Annotated in this window: 11 protein-coding genes; 3 read left to right on the forward strand and 8 right to left on the reverse strand. The window is 57.6% G+C overall.

Annotation, left to right across the window (positions count from 1 at the left end; all coding sequences use genetic code 11):
• Positions 1 to 84: 84 nt before the first annotated feature.
• Entirely contained in the window at positions 85 to 906 is an 822-nt protein-coding gene (locus tag LDN84_RS18410; protein WP_223904878.1) for a TetR/AcrR family transcriptional regulator, read from the reverse strand.
• 93 nt (positions 907 to 999) lie between these two features.
• Between LDN84_RS18410 and LDN84_RS23055 the strand changes: the two genes are divergently transcribed.
• Entirely contained in the window at positions 1,000 to 3,360 is a 2,361-nt protein-coding gene (locus LDN84_RS23055; RefSeq protein ID WP_317134801.1) for an AMP-binding protein, read from the forward strand.
• On the opposite strand, the gene LDN84_RS18425 is transcribed toward LDN84_RS23055, so the two are convergent.
• From LDN84_RS18425 to purE, 3 genes are read right to left on the reverse strand one after another with little or no spacing between them, the layout of a single operon-like run.
• Positions 3,357 to 4,388 (reverse strand): L-threonylcarbamoyladenylate synthase, encoded by a 1,032-nt coding sequence (locus LDN84_RS18425; protein ID WP_223904879.1) that lies wholly within the window; start codon positions 4,386 to 4,388, stop codon positions 3,357 to 3,359. The two genes, LDN84_RS23055 and LDN84_RS18425, sit on opposite strands and share 4 nt — an antisense overlap.
• 5 nt (positions 4,389 to 4,393) lie before the next feature.
• Positions 4,394 to 5,599 carry a 5-(carboxyamino)imidazole ribonucleotide synthase gene (locus LDN84_RS18430; protein ID WP_223904880.1) on the reverse strand — a complete coding sequence of 402 codons (1,206 nt, stop codon included), beginning with the start codon at positions 5,597 to 5,599 and terminating at the stop codon, positions 4,394 to 4,396.
• Positions 5,596 to 6,090: a 5-(carboxyamino)imidazole ribonucleotide mutase gene (purE, locus tag LDN84_RS18435; protein ID WP_223904881.1), complete on the reverse strand. Its 495-nt coding sequence runs from the start codon at positions 6,088 to 6,090 to the stop codon at positions 5,596 to 5,598. Before purE ends, LDN84_RS18430 begins: the two co-directional genes overlap by 4 nt.
• A 36-nt stretch (positions 6,091 to 6,126) precedes the next feature.
• Between purE and trxA the strand changes: the two genes are divergently transcribed.
• Entirely contained in the window at positions 6,127 to 7,083 is a 957-nt protein-coding gene (trxA, locus tag LDN84_RS18440; RefSeq protein ID WP_223904882.1) for a thioredoxin, read from the forward strand.
• A 54-nt stretch (positions 7,084 to 7,137) separates the two neighbouring features.
• Positions 7,138 to 9,636 carry a PAS domain S-box protein gene (locus LDN84_RS18445; protein WP_223904883.1) on the forward strand — a complete coding sequence of 833 codons (2,499 nt, stop codon included), beginning with the start codon at positions 7,138 to 7,140 and terminating at the stop codon, positions 9,634 to 9,636.
• Between the two features lie 6 nt (positions 9,637 to 9,642).
• On the opposite strand, the gene LDN84_RS18450 is transcribed toward LDN84_RS18445, so the two are convergent.
• The 4 genes from LDN84_RS18450 to fba form a co-directional block, all read right to left on the reverse strand.
• Entirely contained in the window at positions 9,643 to 10,050 is a 408-nt protein-coding gene (locus LDN84_RS18450) for a ribbon-helix-helix domain-containing protein (protein WP_223904884.1), read from the reverse strand.
• Between the two features lie 147 nt (positions 10,051 to 10,197).
• Positions 10,198 to 10,779: a DJ-1/PfpI family protein gene (locus tag LDN84_RS18455; RefSeq protein ID WP_223904885.1), complete on the reverse strand. Its 582-nt coding sequence runs from the start codon at positions 10,777 to 10,779 to the stop codon at positions 10,198 to 10,200.
• Between the two features lie 186 nt (positions 10,780 to 10,965).
• Entirely contained in the window at positions 10,966 to 11,883 is a 918-nt protein-coding gene (locus tag LDN84_RS18460; protein WP_223904886.1) for a phosphoribosylaminoimidazolesuccinocarboxamide synthase, read from the reverse strand.
• A gap of 160 nt (positions 11,884 to 12,043) precedes the next feature.
• Positions 12,044 to 13,108, reverse strand: a complete 1,065-nt coding sequence (fba, locus tag LDN84_RS18465) for a class II fructose-bisphosphate aldolase (protein WP_223904887.1) — start codon at positions 13,106 to 13,108, stop codon at positions 12,044 to 12,046.
• Positions 13,109 to 13,204 lie beyond the last annotated feature (96 nt).

Genomic DNA, 13,204 nt, shown 5'->3' on the forward strand with positions numbered 1-13,204 from the left:
AAAAGCCCCGCCAGTCGGGGCTTTTTCATGCTCGGAGGGAAAGTATCCACATTGAGCAGCAAGCCCTGTCTACCAGGAGTTTGTTCATTTGGGTGGTTCAAATTGATCTTTGAAGGATTGGAGCCAGATATACGTCAAGGTTTCTACAACCGCATCCCTGTCGCCTGCAATGGCAGACAGACTCTGGTCTGCATACAGAAAAATGGAGGAGAGGTATTGGTCCACCATCCCCCCTAATGCGTAGGCACGGCGCTGTAACTCCACATCACTGGTTTGGCCACCAAACCCACTGGAGAGACGTTTCTTTTTGACCGATTCCACCACTGTTGCGTTCCAGTCACGATTGAGAGACTGAAGAATGGTCTTTGCCTTGGGAAACGTTTCGTAATGATTGAGCAGGCATTTCATCAGCCCGCAGTTTTGCTCAAACAATCGGCTGTAAGTCTGCGTGGACTGGCGAACCGATGCTTCGTAGCCCACACTTGAACGGGCTGCCGCCAGCATCCGCTCTTTCATGAACACGACAAAATCCTGCAATATCTGCTCCAGCAAACTATCCCGATCCGGGAAATACTGGTAGAGCGTGCCTTGGGCGATTTCCACCTGCAGGCAAATATCCTGCACCTTGAGAGCATCCAGCGAAGTAGATTCCAGGAGCGCGCAAGCAGCCCACCGAATGCGCAATTCAGTACGAATACCTTTGCGCAAACCCTCCTGGCGTGATTGCTCAAGCAAAACCTCACGGTAAGCGTAAGCTTTCTCCATCTCACCGCCACCGAGACTCAGCACCTTACTCGGCTTGTCTTCAAGCATCTTAAAGCTCTGATTCGTTTGTGAACTTCCTGTCATCGGCACCTCCATAACGGATTCATTCTTGCACAAAATAAAAACTGAGGTCATAATCATTTTTATGAAATGCCCAAAATTGTCCCATCCACCGCATCTTCCCGTCACAGCTCTATCCAATGACCAACACGAGGCCTTCACGCGTCAGGCCACATGAATACCTTTACCCATTCCTTGGCGGAAGAGCTTCGCCGCGCAGCACGACAAACACCAGACAAGCCTTTTATCCGAATGGTGACTGGCGAATGGACCTATGCACAAGTGGATCGTCAATCAGATGCTCTGGCAGCAGGACTTTTTGCTCAAGGGGTTCGTCAAGGCCACAACGTCAGCCTATTACTTCCCAACTGCATTGAATTTGTGCTCGCCTGGTTTGCACTGGCCAAGCTGGCAGCGGTGTGTGCCCCCTTAAACACCTCGTTTCGCGGGCAAACCCTGACCAACGCCATCAACCTGGTAGAAAGCCGTCTGCTTATCGTGCACACCAGCCTGTGGCCGCAGTTTGAGGAAGTTCGCTCCCAATTGACGACCATCCGACAGATCGTGGTGGTAGAAGGTGCAGGTGACGCATCCACCCAGTCTTGGACGGAATTGGTGAACCAACCTCACCCGGTTCCAGAATACCCAAACGCCACCTTTTCCAGCCTGTGCCTGCTGCTGTACACCTCGGGCACCACGGGTCGATCCAAAGCGGCCATGATTTCCAACCGCTTTGTGCTGCGCCAGGCCCAAGGTGTCATCGAAGGGCTGGCACTGCGGCCAGACGATGTGCTGTACTGCCCCTATCCAATGTTCCACCTGGATGCCGCCGTGATGACCCTTGCACCCGCACTGCTGTTGCGCAGCGTGGCCGCTATCGGTGAACGTTTCAGCGTGTCGCACTACTGGGACGAGGTACGTGCCTTCAAAGCCACCGTGTTTGACTTCATGGGTGCCACGCTCACCATGTTGTGGAAACAGCCCCCTTCGCCGAAGGATCGCGACCATTTCGCCCGCTTGGGCTGGGGTGTGCCGATGCCGCAATGGGCTCCCGAGTTTGAAGCCCGTTTTGGCTGTCGCTTGGTAGAGTTGTACGGAACCACCGAGGTTGGCGGCATCATCTATACACCACAAAATCCACCACGCCGCCCTGGCTCATGTGGCAAAGCCACTCCACCCTGGGAGGTGAAATTGATCGACGATCAGGGCTTCGACGTTCCTGCAGGAACACCTGGTGAATTGGTGGTGCGCTCCAATGAACCTTCCATCCTGATGGACGGCTACTGGGGCATGCCCGAAGCAACGCGTGAAGCCTTTCGAGACCAGTGGTTTCATACCGGTGACGTGCTGACCCAGGATGCCGACGGCTGGTTGTATTTTGTCGGACGACGCAAGGACATCGTGCGCCGACGCGGTGAAAACATATCGGCCGCAGAAGTCGAGTTAGATATTGAACTGCACCCCGATGTGCTGGAATGCGCCGTAGTCGGTGTTCCCAGTGACATGACCGAAGAAGAAGTCATGGCCTGCGTGGTACTGCGCAGTGGCAGCACACTGACACCACACGATCTGACCGATTGGTGTGCCAGCAAAATGGCCAAATTCATGATTCCACGATACGTACGAATCCTCCCCAGCCTGCCCAAGACACCTACTGACAAAATCGAAAAATTCAAATTACGTGAACAGGGAACAGCACTGGCCTGGGATCGGGACCAGCCCAACCACACTTCAACCACACTTCAACCACACTTCAACCCAAGAACAACACCCATGAAATACGTCACCCTTGAAACCCAGGGGCAGGTCAGCCTCGTCACACTTAATCGGCCCGAGCGACTGAATGCCATTGGCCTGGAATTGCTGCAGAACCTGCATGAGGCGCTGGTGGCTGCTCAAGCTGATCCGCAGACAAACGCTATCGTTCTCACAGGAGCCGGACGCGCCTTTTGTGCGGGTGACGATTTGAAGGAATTTGCCCAGCAAGCCGCCACCCCGGCAACGGTCAGTGAGACCTGTGACCGCATTCAGCAGATCACCCGGGACATCATGTTTGGCCCGAAGCTGGTGATTGGCGCGGTGCATGGATTTGCGGTAGGGGGCGGATTTGAGTGGCTACTCAACTGCGACCTGATCGTAGCTGCAGACAATCTGGTAGCTTTTTTCCCCGAGATGGCACTGGGCCACTTTGTGACAGGCGGAGTGACCCATTTGCTGCCACAAGCACTGGGGCATCAGCGTGCGATGGAACTGATCGTCCTGGGCGAGCACCTGAGTGCAGGCACCTTGCAGCAACTGGGCCTGATCAACCGCGTCGTGGCATGGGAAGCCATGTTGCCAACAGCGCTGACCCTGGCGAACCAAGTAGCCAGCCGTTCCAGGCTAGCCACTTCACAGCTCAAACGCGTCATGACCACACAACTATCAACCCAACTCACCGGTGCACTGGAGCATGAACGTCAAGCTGCCATGGCGTGTTTTGCCAATGCGGACACGGCTCATCGCATCCAGGCCTTCACATCACATCGACATTAACTGGCAGCCCGCTGCAAACGGTCGCGCACACCGTCCCAGTCCTGGGCATCGGGCGGTGTCTCGATCCAGATCAGCTTGACTCCCTGGGCATCAAAATCGCGCAGTGCAGCAAACAATTGCTGGGCGGTACTGGCGGCATCGTCGGGCATACGCCGGTACAACACGTGTGTCGAAGCTTTCGCCACCACGGTGCGGCTGTAGACGGCAATACTCGGGCGAACTGTCTGGCTTGGAGCCTCGTGGCCCAGTAGCGTGAGGGCGGTCTGCAAATCCTTGGCGGTCATCAAGCGCACCGTGGCTTGAGGGGCGTAATGTGATTCAAGGGTCCCAGAGGCCTTGGGCGCAGGTGCAGCAAGCGCTGATAGCTCACTTTTCAAGAGCACCTTCAATCCACAAACAGCTTGCACCTGCGCAGGGGTGATGGCTCCTGGCCGCAACAGCACCGGTTGACCCCGGGTGCAGTCGATGATGGTGGACTCAATACCCACCTGGCAAGCCCCGCCATCCAGAATCAGCAAATCATCACCGAACTCAGCCTGCACATGCGCTGCCGTGGTCGGGCTGACACGGCCAAACTGGTTGGCGCTGGGGGCGGCCACGCCCCACACCGGCAAAGCATCGAGGCCCACATCCTCCAGCAGCTTGGTCAGCAAAGCCTGAGCCACCGGGTGTGAGGGGCAACGCAGGCCAATGCTGGGGTTGCCACCGGCAGCCGCGCTGGCCACACCGGGGCGGCGCGGCAGGATCAGCGTCAGCGGGCCGGGCCAGAAGGCTTGCATCAACTTCTGGGCGAATTCGGGAACTGCAGAGGCGTAATGCGCCACCGCATCAGCATGGGCCACATGGACGATCAACGGGTGATCCGCCGGGCGGCCTTTGGCACGGAATATCTGCGCCACCGCCGCGTCGTCATCGGCATGGGCGGCCAGTCCGTAGACCGTTTCAGTAGGCAAGCCCAACAGCTTGCCAGCCCTTATCTGGTCTGCAGCAGCCGCTATGGATTCGGGTGCGCTTGCGGGGAGGATCATGGCTCTCAGAACGGCGCAATGCCCAGGATGTCGGCCGCAGCCAGCGCGGTGCGCCGGGCATCCATCGCAGTGGCGGCGGTCACCGTCAAATGCCCCATTTTGCGGCCCTTATTGGCTTTAAGCTTGCCGTACAAGTGCAAATGCACCCCGGGCAAGGCCAGCACCTTGTCCCACGGTGGTGTGGCCTCGTTCACCCACAAATCACCTAGCAGATTGAGCATGACCGAGGCACTGTGCTGGCGCGGCTGAGTCAGCGGCAGGCCGGCCAGGGTGCGCACCTGCAGCTCAAACTGTGACACGTCGCAGGCATCCAGGGTGTAGTGGCCGCTGTTGTGCGGGCGCGGCGCCATCTCGTTGACCACCAGGCCACCAAGCTGGGCATGCTCGGGGGAGCCCTCTTGCAGCACAAAAAACTCGACGCACAACACGCCCACGTAGTTCAGTTCATCAGCTATATTTTTTGCAGCTACTACCGCTTGATCCGCAAGCGCTAGAGGCATATTTCCCTCATAAGCTTCGGTCACCGCCAGAATGCCTTCGCGATGCAGGTTGAGCTGGGGCCGGTAGTTGACACAGGTTCCGTCCCAGCCACGCGCCACAATCACCGAGCACTCGCTGGCCAGCGGCAGCATTTTCTCCAGCACACAAGGCACGCCTTTGAGGCTGCCCCAGGCGACGGCCAGCTCAGCGCGGTTGCGACAACGCACCTGGCCTTTGCCGTCATAACCCAGACGGGCAGTTTTCAGGATGCCGGGCAACAGGTCATCGGCTACAGCCGCCAATTGTTCCGCCGTCTCGATCACCGCATACGGAGCTACCGGCACACCACTTTTAGCCAGATGGGCTTTCTCCTTGATGCGGTCTTGCGCAATGGCCACCGCATCGGCACTCGGCGCGGTGGGCCGTGCCGCCCCCAGCGTCACCAATGCACCTGCGGGCACGTTTTCAAACTCGGTGGTCACGGCCGCGCAGCGCTGCAGCAATTGCGCCAGACCTTGCTGGTCAAGGTAGTCCGTCTGCACATGGTAGTGGCTGACCAGACCTGCCGGACTGATCACATCCGGGTCCAGCACCACGGTGAAATAGCCCATGGCCTGGGCAGCTTGCACAAACATGCGCCCAAGCTGGCCACCACCCATCACGCCCAAGGTGGTTGGCTGGCCACTGCCAGTGAGCCCGGTGGCACCGGGCAGCAACATCGGGCCGCTCATAACTTGGGCGGCAGCGTCATGCCGCGGGCCATTTGGGTTTGTTCGGCGCGAAAATCTTCCAGCTTGGCGCGCAGCACGATGTCGTTGTTGGCCAGCATGGCCACTGCAAACAACGCGGCATTGGCTGCCCCTGCCGCACCAATGGCAAAGGTCGCCACCGGAATACCTTTGGGCATTTGCACAATGCTGTGCAGGGAATCCACCCCGCTCAAGTGTTTGCTGGCCACCGGGACACCCAGCACCGGAACCGTGGTTTTGGCCGCCAACATACCGGGCAGGTGTGCTGCGCCGCCCGCCCCGGCGATGATGGCCTTCAGACCGCGGCCTACCGCCGTCTCGGCATAGGCAAACATGTCATCAGGCATTCTGTGGGCAGACACCACGCGGGCCTCGTGCGGGATGCTGAAGTGTTGGAGAATGTGGACTGCGTGTTGCATGGTGTCCCAGTCTGAGCTGGAGCCCATGAGCACACCGATTTGTGTAGAGTTCATCGTTGAATTTTACGTTTGCCACCGAGAGTTAGCACCATGATTGATGTCACCATCCAAAATTTTGAAACCGAGGTGATTGCCGCCTCCATGACCACGCCCATCCTGATCGACTTTTGGGCACCCTGGTGTGGCCCTTGCAAGTCGCTCGGGCCCATTCTGGAGCAGCTTGAAGAAGAATACCAGGGCCGTTTCACGCTGGTGAAAATTGACTCGGACACCGAGCAACAATTGGCCCAGGCCTTTGGTATCCGCAGTATTCCCACCTGTATTCTGATGATCGGAGGCAAACCGGTGGACGGTTTTATGGGGGCACAAACCGCGCCCCAGGTGCGTACCTTCCTGGACAAGCATCTGCCCAGCGAGGGAGAGTTGGCCGCCGAAATGGAGACCGACCAAGCCCAGGCCCTGCTGGAGTCTGGCGATACCCAGGCGGCACTTGAAAAACTGGCCGATGCCCTGGCGACAGACCCCGGCAACGACGACACGCGTTTTGACTACATCAAGCTGCTGATTGAACTGGGGGGGCTGGAAGAGGCCGGAGCAGCACTGGCTCCCAAGATGGCAGAAATTCCGCGTTCGTTGCGCTTTGAAGCCCTGGCACATTGGCTTGGAGCTATTGTTTTTGCAGCTAAAGAGCCATACTCTACATGGACAATAGAGCAATTTGATGAAAAAATTGCCGCCAACAAGCGTGATTTCGAGGTGCGTTTTGCCAAAGCCCGCCTGCTGATGGCTACAGGCGAATGGACGGCCGCCATGGACGAGCTGCTGGAAATCATCATGCGCGACAAAAAGTGGGGAGACGAAGCACCCCGCAAAACCTTTGTGGCGATTCTTGAATTGCTGACTCCTCCCAAACCCAAAGCCGCAGCCCAAGCCACCGGCAAAACGGCAGGTGGTATTGAGGTGTTAGGCAAAGCTGCGGTGCAGGAAGACCCGCAGGCCGCTCTGGTGTCGAGCTACCGGCGCAAGCTGAGCATGATGCTGAATTGACACCCGCTTTGGTCAGGTTGACAATGGGCAGAACATCCAAGGGAAGCCCTCACAATGACCGCCACCATCGTCAGCGCGGAACAACGAGCATTCACAAGTACCCCCGATGCCACCACCAGGCTGCTGACCACAGTGTTGGACGCGGTATCAGACCGAGTGCTGGTGCTGGACGCACAAGGCTCCATTGTGATGATCAACGCTGCTTTGCAGCAATCCGCATGGGACAACAGCCTGCCACTTGGGTGCTTGCCGCACCACTTGACGCTTGGTAGCAATTACCAGGATGTGATCACCGGCGGCGGCCAGCCGCTTGAGTACCAAGCTGTAGCCCAGGCCATGCTGAGTGGCATTCGCACCGTGCTGTCAGGACAGACTGACAGCTTCAGCCTGTCTTATCCCTGTCACATATCGGCACAACAACGCTGGTTCACGATGAAGGCCACCCCGTTGGCATGGGCAGAGCAACGGGGTGTTGTGATTACCCATGCCGACATCACCCCCACGGCACTGGTGAAAGAGGCGCTGCGCCAAGGGGAGTTACGGTTTCACACCCTGTTTGACAGTTTGGCGCATGTCCCGATCCAAGGCTACGCTCCTGATGGAACCGTGCGTTACTGGAACCAGGCTTCTGAACGTCTGTACGGCTATACCGCGCAACAAGCGTTGGGAGCCAATCTGCTGGATCTGATCGTTCCAGCAGAAATACGGGCCTACGTCGAACAAGCCATTGCCGAGATGGTGATGACGCAACGCCCCATTGCCTCAGCAGAGCTGAATCTTCTGCGCCAGGATGGCACACATGTCTCGGTGCTGTCCAGTTATGCCGTGGTGCAAACACCTGGACAGGGCATCGAATTGTTTTCCGTGGACACGGACATGACTGCGCGCCAACAGGCGCAAGACGCTTTGCGTGAAAGCGAGCAACGCTTCAGCAGCATCGCCAATGCCACACCAGTGATGATCTGGCTGGCTGGCACGGATACCCTGTGCCATTGGTTCAACGCAGGCTGGCTGGCCTTTACCGGTCGCACCATGGCCCAGGAGCAGGGGCATGGATGGACGCAAGGTGTGCACCCGGATGACCTGCAGCGCTGCATCAGCTTCTACCTGAGCCATTTTGAACAGCGTCTGCCATTTCAGATGGAATACCGGTTGATGCACCACAGCGGACAGTACCGCTGGATTCACGACAGTGGTGTCCCGCGCTTTGATGCCCAAGGGGAATTCCTGGGCTACATTGGCTCCTGTGTGGATTCCCATGAGGTCCGCACCATCAAGGATCAACTGGCCGCCATGGCCGAGCTTGTCCCCGGTGTGCTTTACCAGTTTGTCCTGCGACCAGGAGAACCCTGGCAGTTCAATTACCTGAGCAAAGGTGTTGAAGCCTTTTGTGGTGTGTGTGCCGAGCTTGCCTGCCAGGATCACACGGTCATCACACAGCTGATACCGCAGGAAGAACGTCTGGCCCATCACGCATCCCTGGCACAAGCCACGCGCGACCTGGTGCCATGGCTGTACGAGCACCGGATCAAGACCCCACAGGGCGAGCTGAAATGGGTGCGCGCCCAGGCCACCCCCCAAGCCCAGCCTGACGGCAGTGTGCGCTGGACCGGGCTGTTGACCGACATCACCCCCCAAAAAGCCCAGGAGGAACGCCTGCGTCTGGGTGCCAGCGTGTTTGACAACATCCAGGAGACCATCATCATCGCCGATGCCCAACGCGTCATTGTGGATGTCAATGCAGCATTTACCCGTGTCACGGGATACACCCGGGCTGAAGTGCTGGGGCGTAACCCGAAGTTTTTGAAATCGGGCCACCACAGCAGCGAGTTTTACCAGACCATGTGGCAAGACATTGATGTCCAAGGTTTCTGGATCGGTGAGGTTTTTAACCGCAACAAGGCCGGTCTGGTGTACGCAGTCATGCTCAATATCAATGCCGTCAGAAACGACCTGGGTCAAGTCACACATTACGTGGGTGTTTCCACCGACATCAACCAGCTCAAGCTCCAGCAGGAGATGCTGGAACGCGTTGCGCACTATGACGCGCTCACCCAACTGCCCAACCGCGTTTTGTTGGCTGACCGCCTGCATCAGGCGATTGCACAGGCCCGGCGTAACCAGACCAAAGTAGCGGTGTGTTACCTGGATCTGGATGGATTCAAACCCATCAATGACACCCTGGGGCATGCCATCGGTGATGGTGTGCTCAAAGTCATCGCCTGGCGCATGAATGAGGTGCTGCGTGCCAGTGACACAGCCGCACGTATTGGCGGCGACGAGTTCATCGTTCTGTTATCGGACAACGAGCACGGTGACAACGTTCGGCCCATCCTGGATCGTCTGCTGCAAACCATCAACCAGCCCATTGAGGTGAATGGCCACCAGACCACAGTGAGTGCCAGCATTGGCGTAAGCCTCTACCCGGATCACGCCTGCGAAGCAGACACCTTGCTGCGCCAGGCTGACATCGCTATGTATCGGGCCAAGATCCGCGGCAAAAACTGCTATTCGTTCAGCCCTTCACCAGGGCACAGCCCCTCTTTGGACTGAGCCCTGTCACACCACATGTGATTGCAGTGTGGCGTGAGGCAATACTTCAAAGGCAGCAAAGCTGGAATCATCCGTCCAACGTTCGGTGGCCAGCACGCGCTGCGGGTTCAGGCTGCTGATAGGAATCGCGGTATCTTGCGGAATACCTCCCGAGAGTTGCAGTGCCAGATAACGCCCACAGCAGACCCGCAAGAATGACGCGAAGTTGTCCACACTGCCGCGCTCTGCCACCAGCTCATCGTGGAGCTTGGTGCACAACTGCGGCACACGCATGCTGTCACGCCGGGCAATATCACCCAGCACGTCCCAGAACAGGTTTTCCAGCCGGATGCTGGTAGCCACACCGTGTAAACGCACGGAGCGTACACGGCACTCGTACAAATGCGGATCAGCGCTGACAAAAACCTGGCACATGGATCGCTCCGATCATTCACAAAACGAGGAGCTTGCCGTCCCCACCGCAGCAAGTCAATGCGGACAAACCAGCACATTTGCCATGGCGGCCGCTACCTGCGATCCATGCCTTGGTGAGTGCGCTGAATCCTGGATGACAGCACCCCCTCACAAGGTGATGCGGGTACCCATGAGTGCCAGAAACTGCGCCATCCAGGCCGGGTGTGCGGGCCAGGCCGGTGCGGACACCAGGTTGCCTTCGGTGACTGCACCATCAATCGGAATCTGGGCGTAAATTCCCCCTGCACGCTCCACTTCCACCTGGCAAGCCGGGTAAGCCGAGCAGGTGCGGCCCTTGAGCACGTCAGAGCCCGCCAGCAACTGGGCGGCGTGGCAAATGGCGGCTACGGGCTTGTTGGCATCAAAAAAGTGTTTGACCATGGCCACCACCGCAGGGTATGTGCGCAGATATTCAGGGCCACGGCCACCTGGCAGCACCAGCGCGTCGTAGTCTTGCACGTTGATCTCGGCCAAAGTGGCGTTCAGCGTAAAGTTGTGGCCGGGTTTTTCGCTGTAGGTTTGTGCGCCTTCAAAGTCGTGGATGGCGGTCTTGATCTGGTCTCCGGCCTTTTTGTCGGGGCACACCGCGTGCACCGTGTGGCCTACGGCCAGCAGCACCTGGAACGGCACCATGGTTTCGTAGTCCTCACAGTAATCACCACAAATCATCAAAATGTTCTTGGCTGCCATGTCGGTCTCCTGTTGGTTGTTGAACGGGAGCCGATTCTTGAACACAGTCCAAACTTTGTGGTGGTATCTGGTTGTGACATGCCCGTTTAATGGTCAACGGGCGGATACTTCAACACACAAAAACCACAAAATTAATAGCTACTAACGCTTGCTACATAAGCGTAATAAGCCAATTTCATTCGAAAATCAGGTTGTCAAACGGGTCAACGCCTCGTGGTACTTGGCCGCAGTTTTTTCAATCACATCATGTGGCAGATGGGGTGCGGGCGGGGTTTTGCTCCAGGGTTTGCCGGCCACCTGGGTGGTTTCCAGCCAGTCGCGCAGAAACTGTTTGTCATAGCTGGGCGGATTGACTCCTTCGACATAGCTTTCGGCCGGCCAGTAGCGAGATGAATCCGGTGTCAGCACCTCGTCCATCAGCACCAGCGTGCCGTCGGTGTCCAGGCCAAACTCGAACTTGGTGTCGGCAATGATGATGCCCTTGGCGGCGGCAATCTCGCTGGCGGCTTTGTACAGGGCAATGCTGATGTCGCGGATGCGGGTAGCCAGGTCGGCACCAATCATCTCGACGGTTTTCTCGAAGGTGATGTTTTCATCATGGTCACCCATCTCGGCCTTGGCGGCCGGGGTGTAAATGGGTTCGGGCAATTTGCTGGCGTTTTTCAGGCCAGCAGGCAGTGGCACGCCACACACTGCGCCGTTGTCCTGGTATTCCTTCCAGCCGCTGCCAGCCAGGTAACCACGCACCACGGCTTCGACCAGAATCGGTTTCAGGCGCTTGACCAGCATCGAACGGCCTGTCACCTGGGGCACTTCTGCGGCGGTGACCACACTTTCGGGCGCATCACCGGTGAGGTGGATCGGGCAGATGTTCAGACCGTTGGGGCCGAGCTTGTCAAACCAGAACAAAGCCATTTGTGTCAGCAACTCGCCTTTGCCGGGAATCGGCTGGCCCATGATCACGTCAAAGGCGCTGATCCGGTCACTGGCCACCATCAGGATACGGTCATCGCCCACGGCGTAGTTGTCACGCACCTTGCCGCGTGCCAGCAGGGGCAAGGAGGTGATGTTGGAGGTATGCAGGGCTACTTGGGGGCTGGTCATGATGCAATCACTCAAAAGTGTGTTTCGGAAAGAAGGGCCAAGTTTAAGTTCAATATGGCTTGCCCCTGAAATGCCCCACACCAGCGCAAGAGCTGGTGTGGGCAAGTTGAAAAAGAAAAGCCACCCGCAGGTGGCTCTTTCAGCGCGGGGACAGACGCAATCAGTTGACGACCTGCGCCAGTTCACCACGAGCGTATTGGCCCGCCACCACTTGCAGGCTATGGCCTTTGATTTTGGCACCCTGGCCTTCGCAGCCAAACTCGATGTAGCGTTGTTTGCACAAGGCTTTGGCCGCTTCACGAGCGGGCTTGAGCCAGTCACGGGCATCAAACTTCTCTGGGTTTTCTGCCATGAACTGGCGCACCGCAGCCGTCATGGCCAAGCGGATGTCGGTGTCGATGTTGATCTTGCGCACGCCGAATTGGATCGCTTTCTGGATTTCTTCCACCGGCACCCCGTAGGTTTCTTTCATCTTGCCACCAAACTGGTTGATGAGGGCCAGTGATTCTTGCGGCACGCTGCTGGAGCCGTGCATCACCAGATGGGTGTTAGGCAAACGCTTGTGGATTTCCATCACGCGGTCAATGGCCAGGATGTCGCCGGTGGGCTTGCGGGTGAACTTGTACGCGCCATGGCTGGTACCAATGGCAATGGCCAGCGCATCAAGCTGGGTGCGTTGAACAAACTCAGCCGCTTGCTCAGGGTTGGTGAGCATTTGCTCGCGGGTCATGGTGGCATCGGTGCCATGACCGTCTTCCTTGTCACCCTTCATGGTTTCCAGGCTACCCAGACAACCCAGTTCGCCTTCCACCGTCACGCCGACCGCGTGCGCCATGTCGACCACTTTGCGGGTCACTTCCACGTTGTACTCAAAACTGGCAATGGTTTTGCCATCGGCTTCCAAACTGCCATCCATCATCACCGAGCTGAAGCCCAGGTTGATTGCGCCCTGGCACACATTGGGGTTTTGGCCGTGATCCTGGTGCATCACCAGGGGAATGTGCGGATAGGCTTCAATGGCGGCCAGAATCAGGTGTTTGATGAAAGGCTCGCCAGCATATTTGCGCGCACCAGCACTGGCTTGCAAGATGACCGGCGAACCGACTTCGTCAGCCGCCGACATCACGGCCTGCACTTGCTCAAGGTTATTGACATTAAAAGCCGGAATGCCGTAGCCATTGGCTGCTGCATGGTCAAGCAATTCGCGCATAGAAACAAGTGCCATGATGATTTCCTCGTGAGTTGGTAACTGGGTGGTAACTTCAGGCGATTTTAGCGATACACCTTGCATCTGGCTGAACATCCCACACACCAATTCATT

The organism is Rhodoferax lithotrophicus (assembly GCF_019973615.1).
Lineage (GTDB): Bacteria > Pseudomonadota > Gammaproteobacteria > Burkholderiales > Burkholderiaceae_C > Rhodoferax > Rhodoferax lithotrophicus.

Coding starts and splice junctions, on each gene's coding strand:
- purE (WP_223904881.1), bottom strand. CDS start 6,090: ATGAACTCTACACAAATCGGTGTGCTCATGGGCTCCAGCTCAGACTGG.
- trxA (WP_223904882.1), top strand. CDS start 6,127: ATGATTGATGTCACCATCCAAAATTTTGAAACCGAGGTGATTGCCGCC.
- LDN84_RS23055 (WP_317134801.1), top strand. CDS start 1,000: ATGAATACCTTTACCCATTCCTTGGCGGAAGAGCTTCGCCGCGCAGCA.
- LDN84_RS18425 (WP_223904879.1), bottom strand. CDS start 4,388: ATGATCCTCCCCGCAAGCGCACCCGAATCCATAGCGGCTGCTGCAGAC.
- fba (WP_223904887.1), bottom strand. CDS start 13,108: ATGGCACTTGTTTCTATGCGCGAATTGCTTGACCATGCAGCAGCCAAT.
- LDN84_RS18455 (WP_223904885.1), bottom strand. CDS start 10,779: ATGGCAGCCAAGAACATTTTGATGATTTGTGGTGATTACTGTGAGGAC.
- LDN84_RS18450 (WP_223904884.1), bottom strand. CDS start 10,050: ATGTGCCAGGTTTTTGTCAGCGCTGATCCGCATTTGTACGAGTGCCGT.
- LDN84_RS18430 (WP_223904880.1), bottom strand. CDS start 5,599: ATGAGCGGCCCGATGTTGCTGCCCGGTGCCACCGGGCTCACTGGCAGT.
- LDN84_RS18410 (WP_223904878.1), bottom strand. CDS start 906: ATGATTATGACCTCAGTTTTTATTTTGTGCAAGAATGAATCCGTTATG.
- LDN84_RS18445 (WP_223904883.1), top strand. CDS start 7,138: ATGACCGCCACCATCGTCAGCGCGGAACAACGAGCATTCACAAGTACC.
- LDN84_RS18460 (WP_223904886.1), bottom strand. CDS start 11,883: ATGACCAGCCCCCAAGTAGCCCTGCATACCTCCAACATCACCTCCTTG.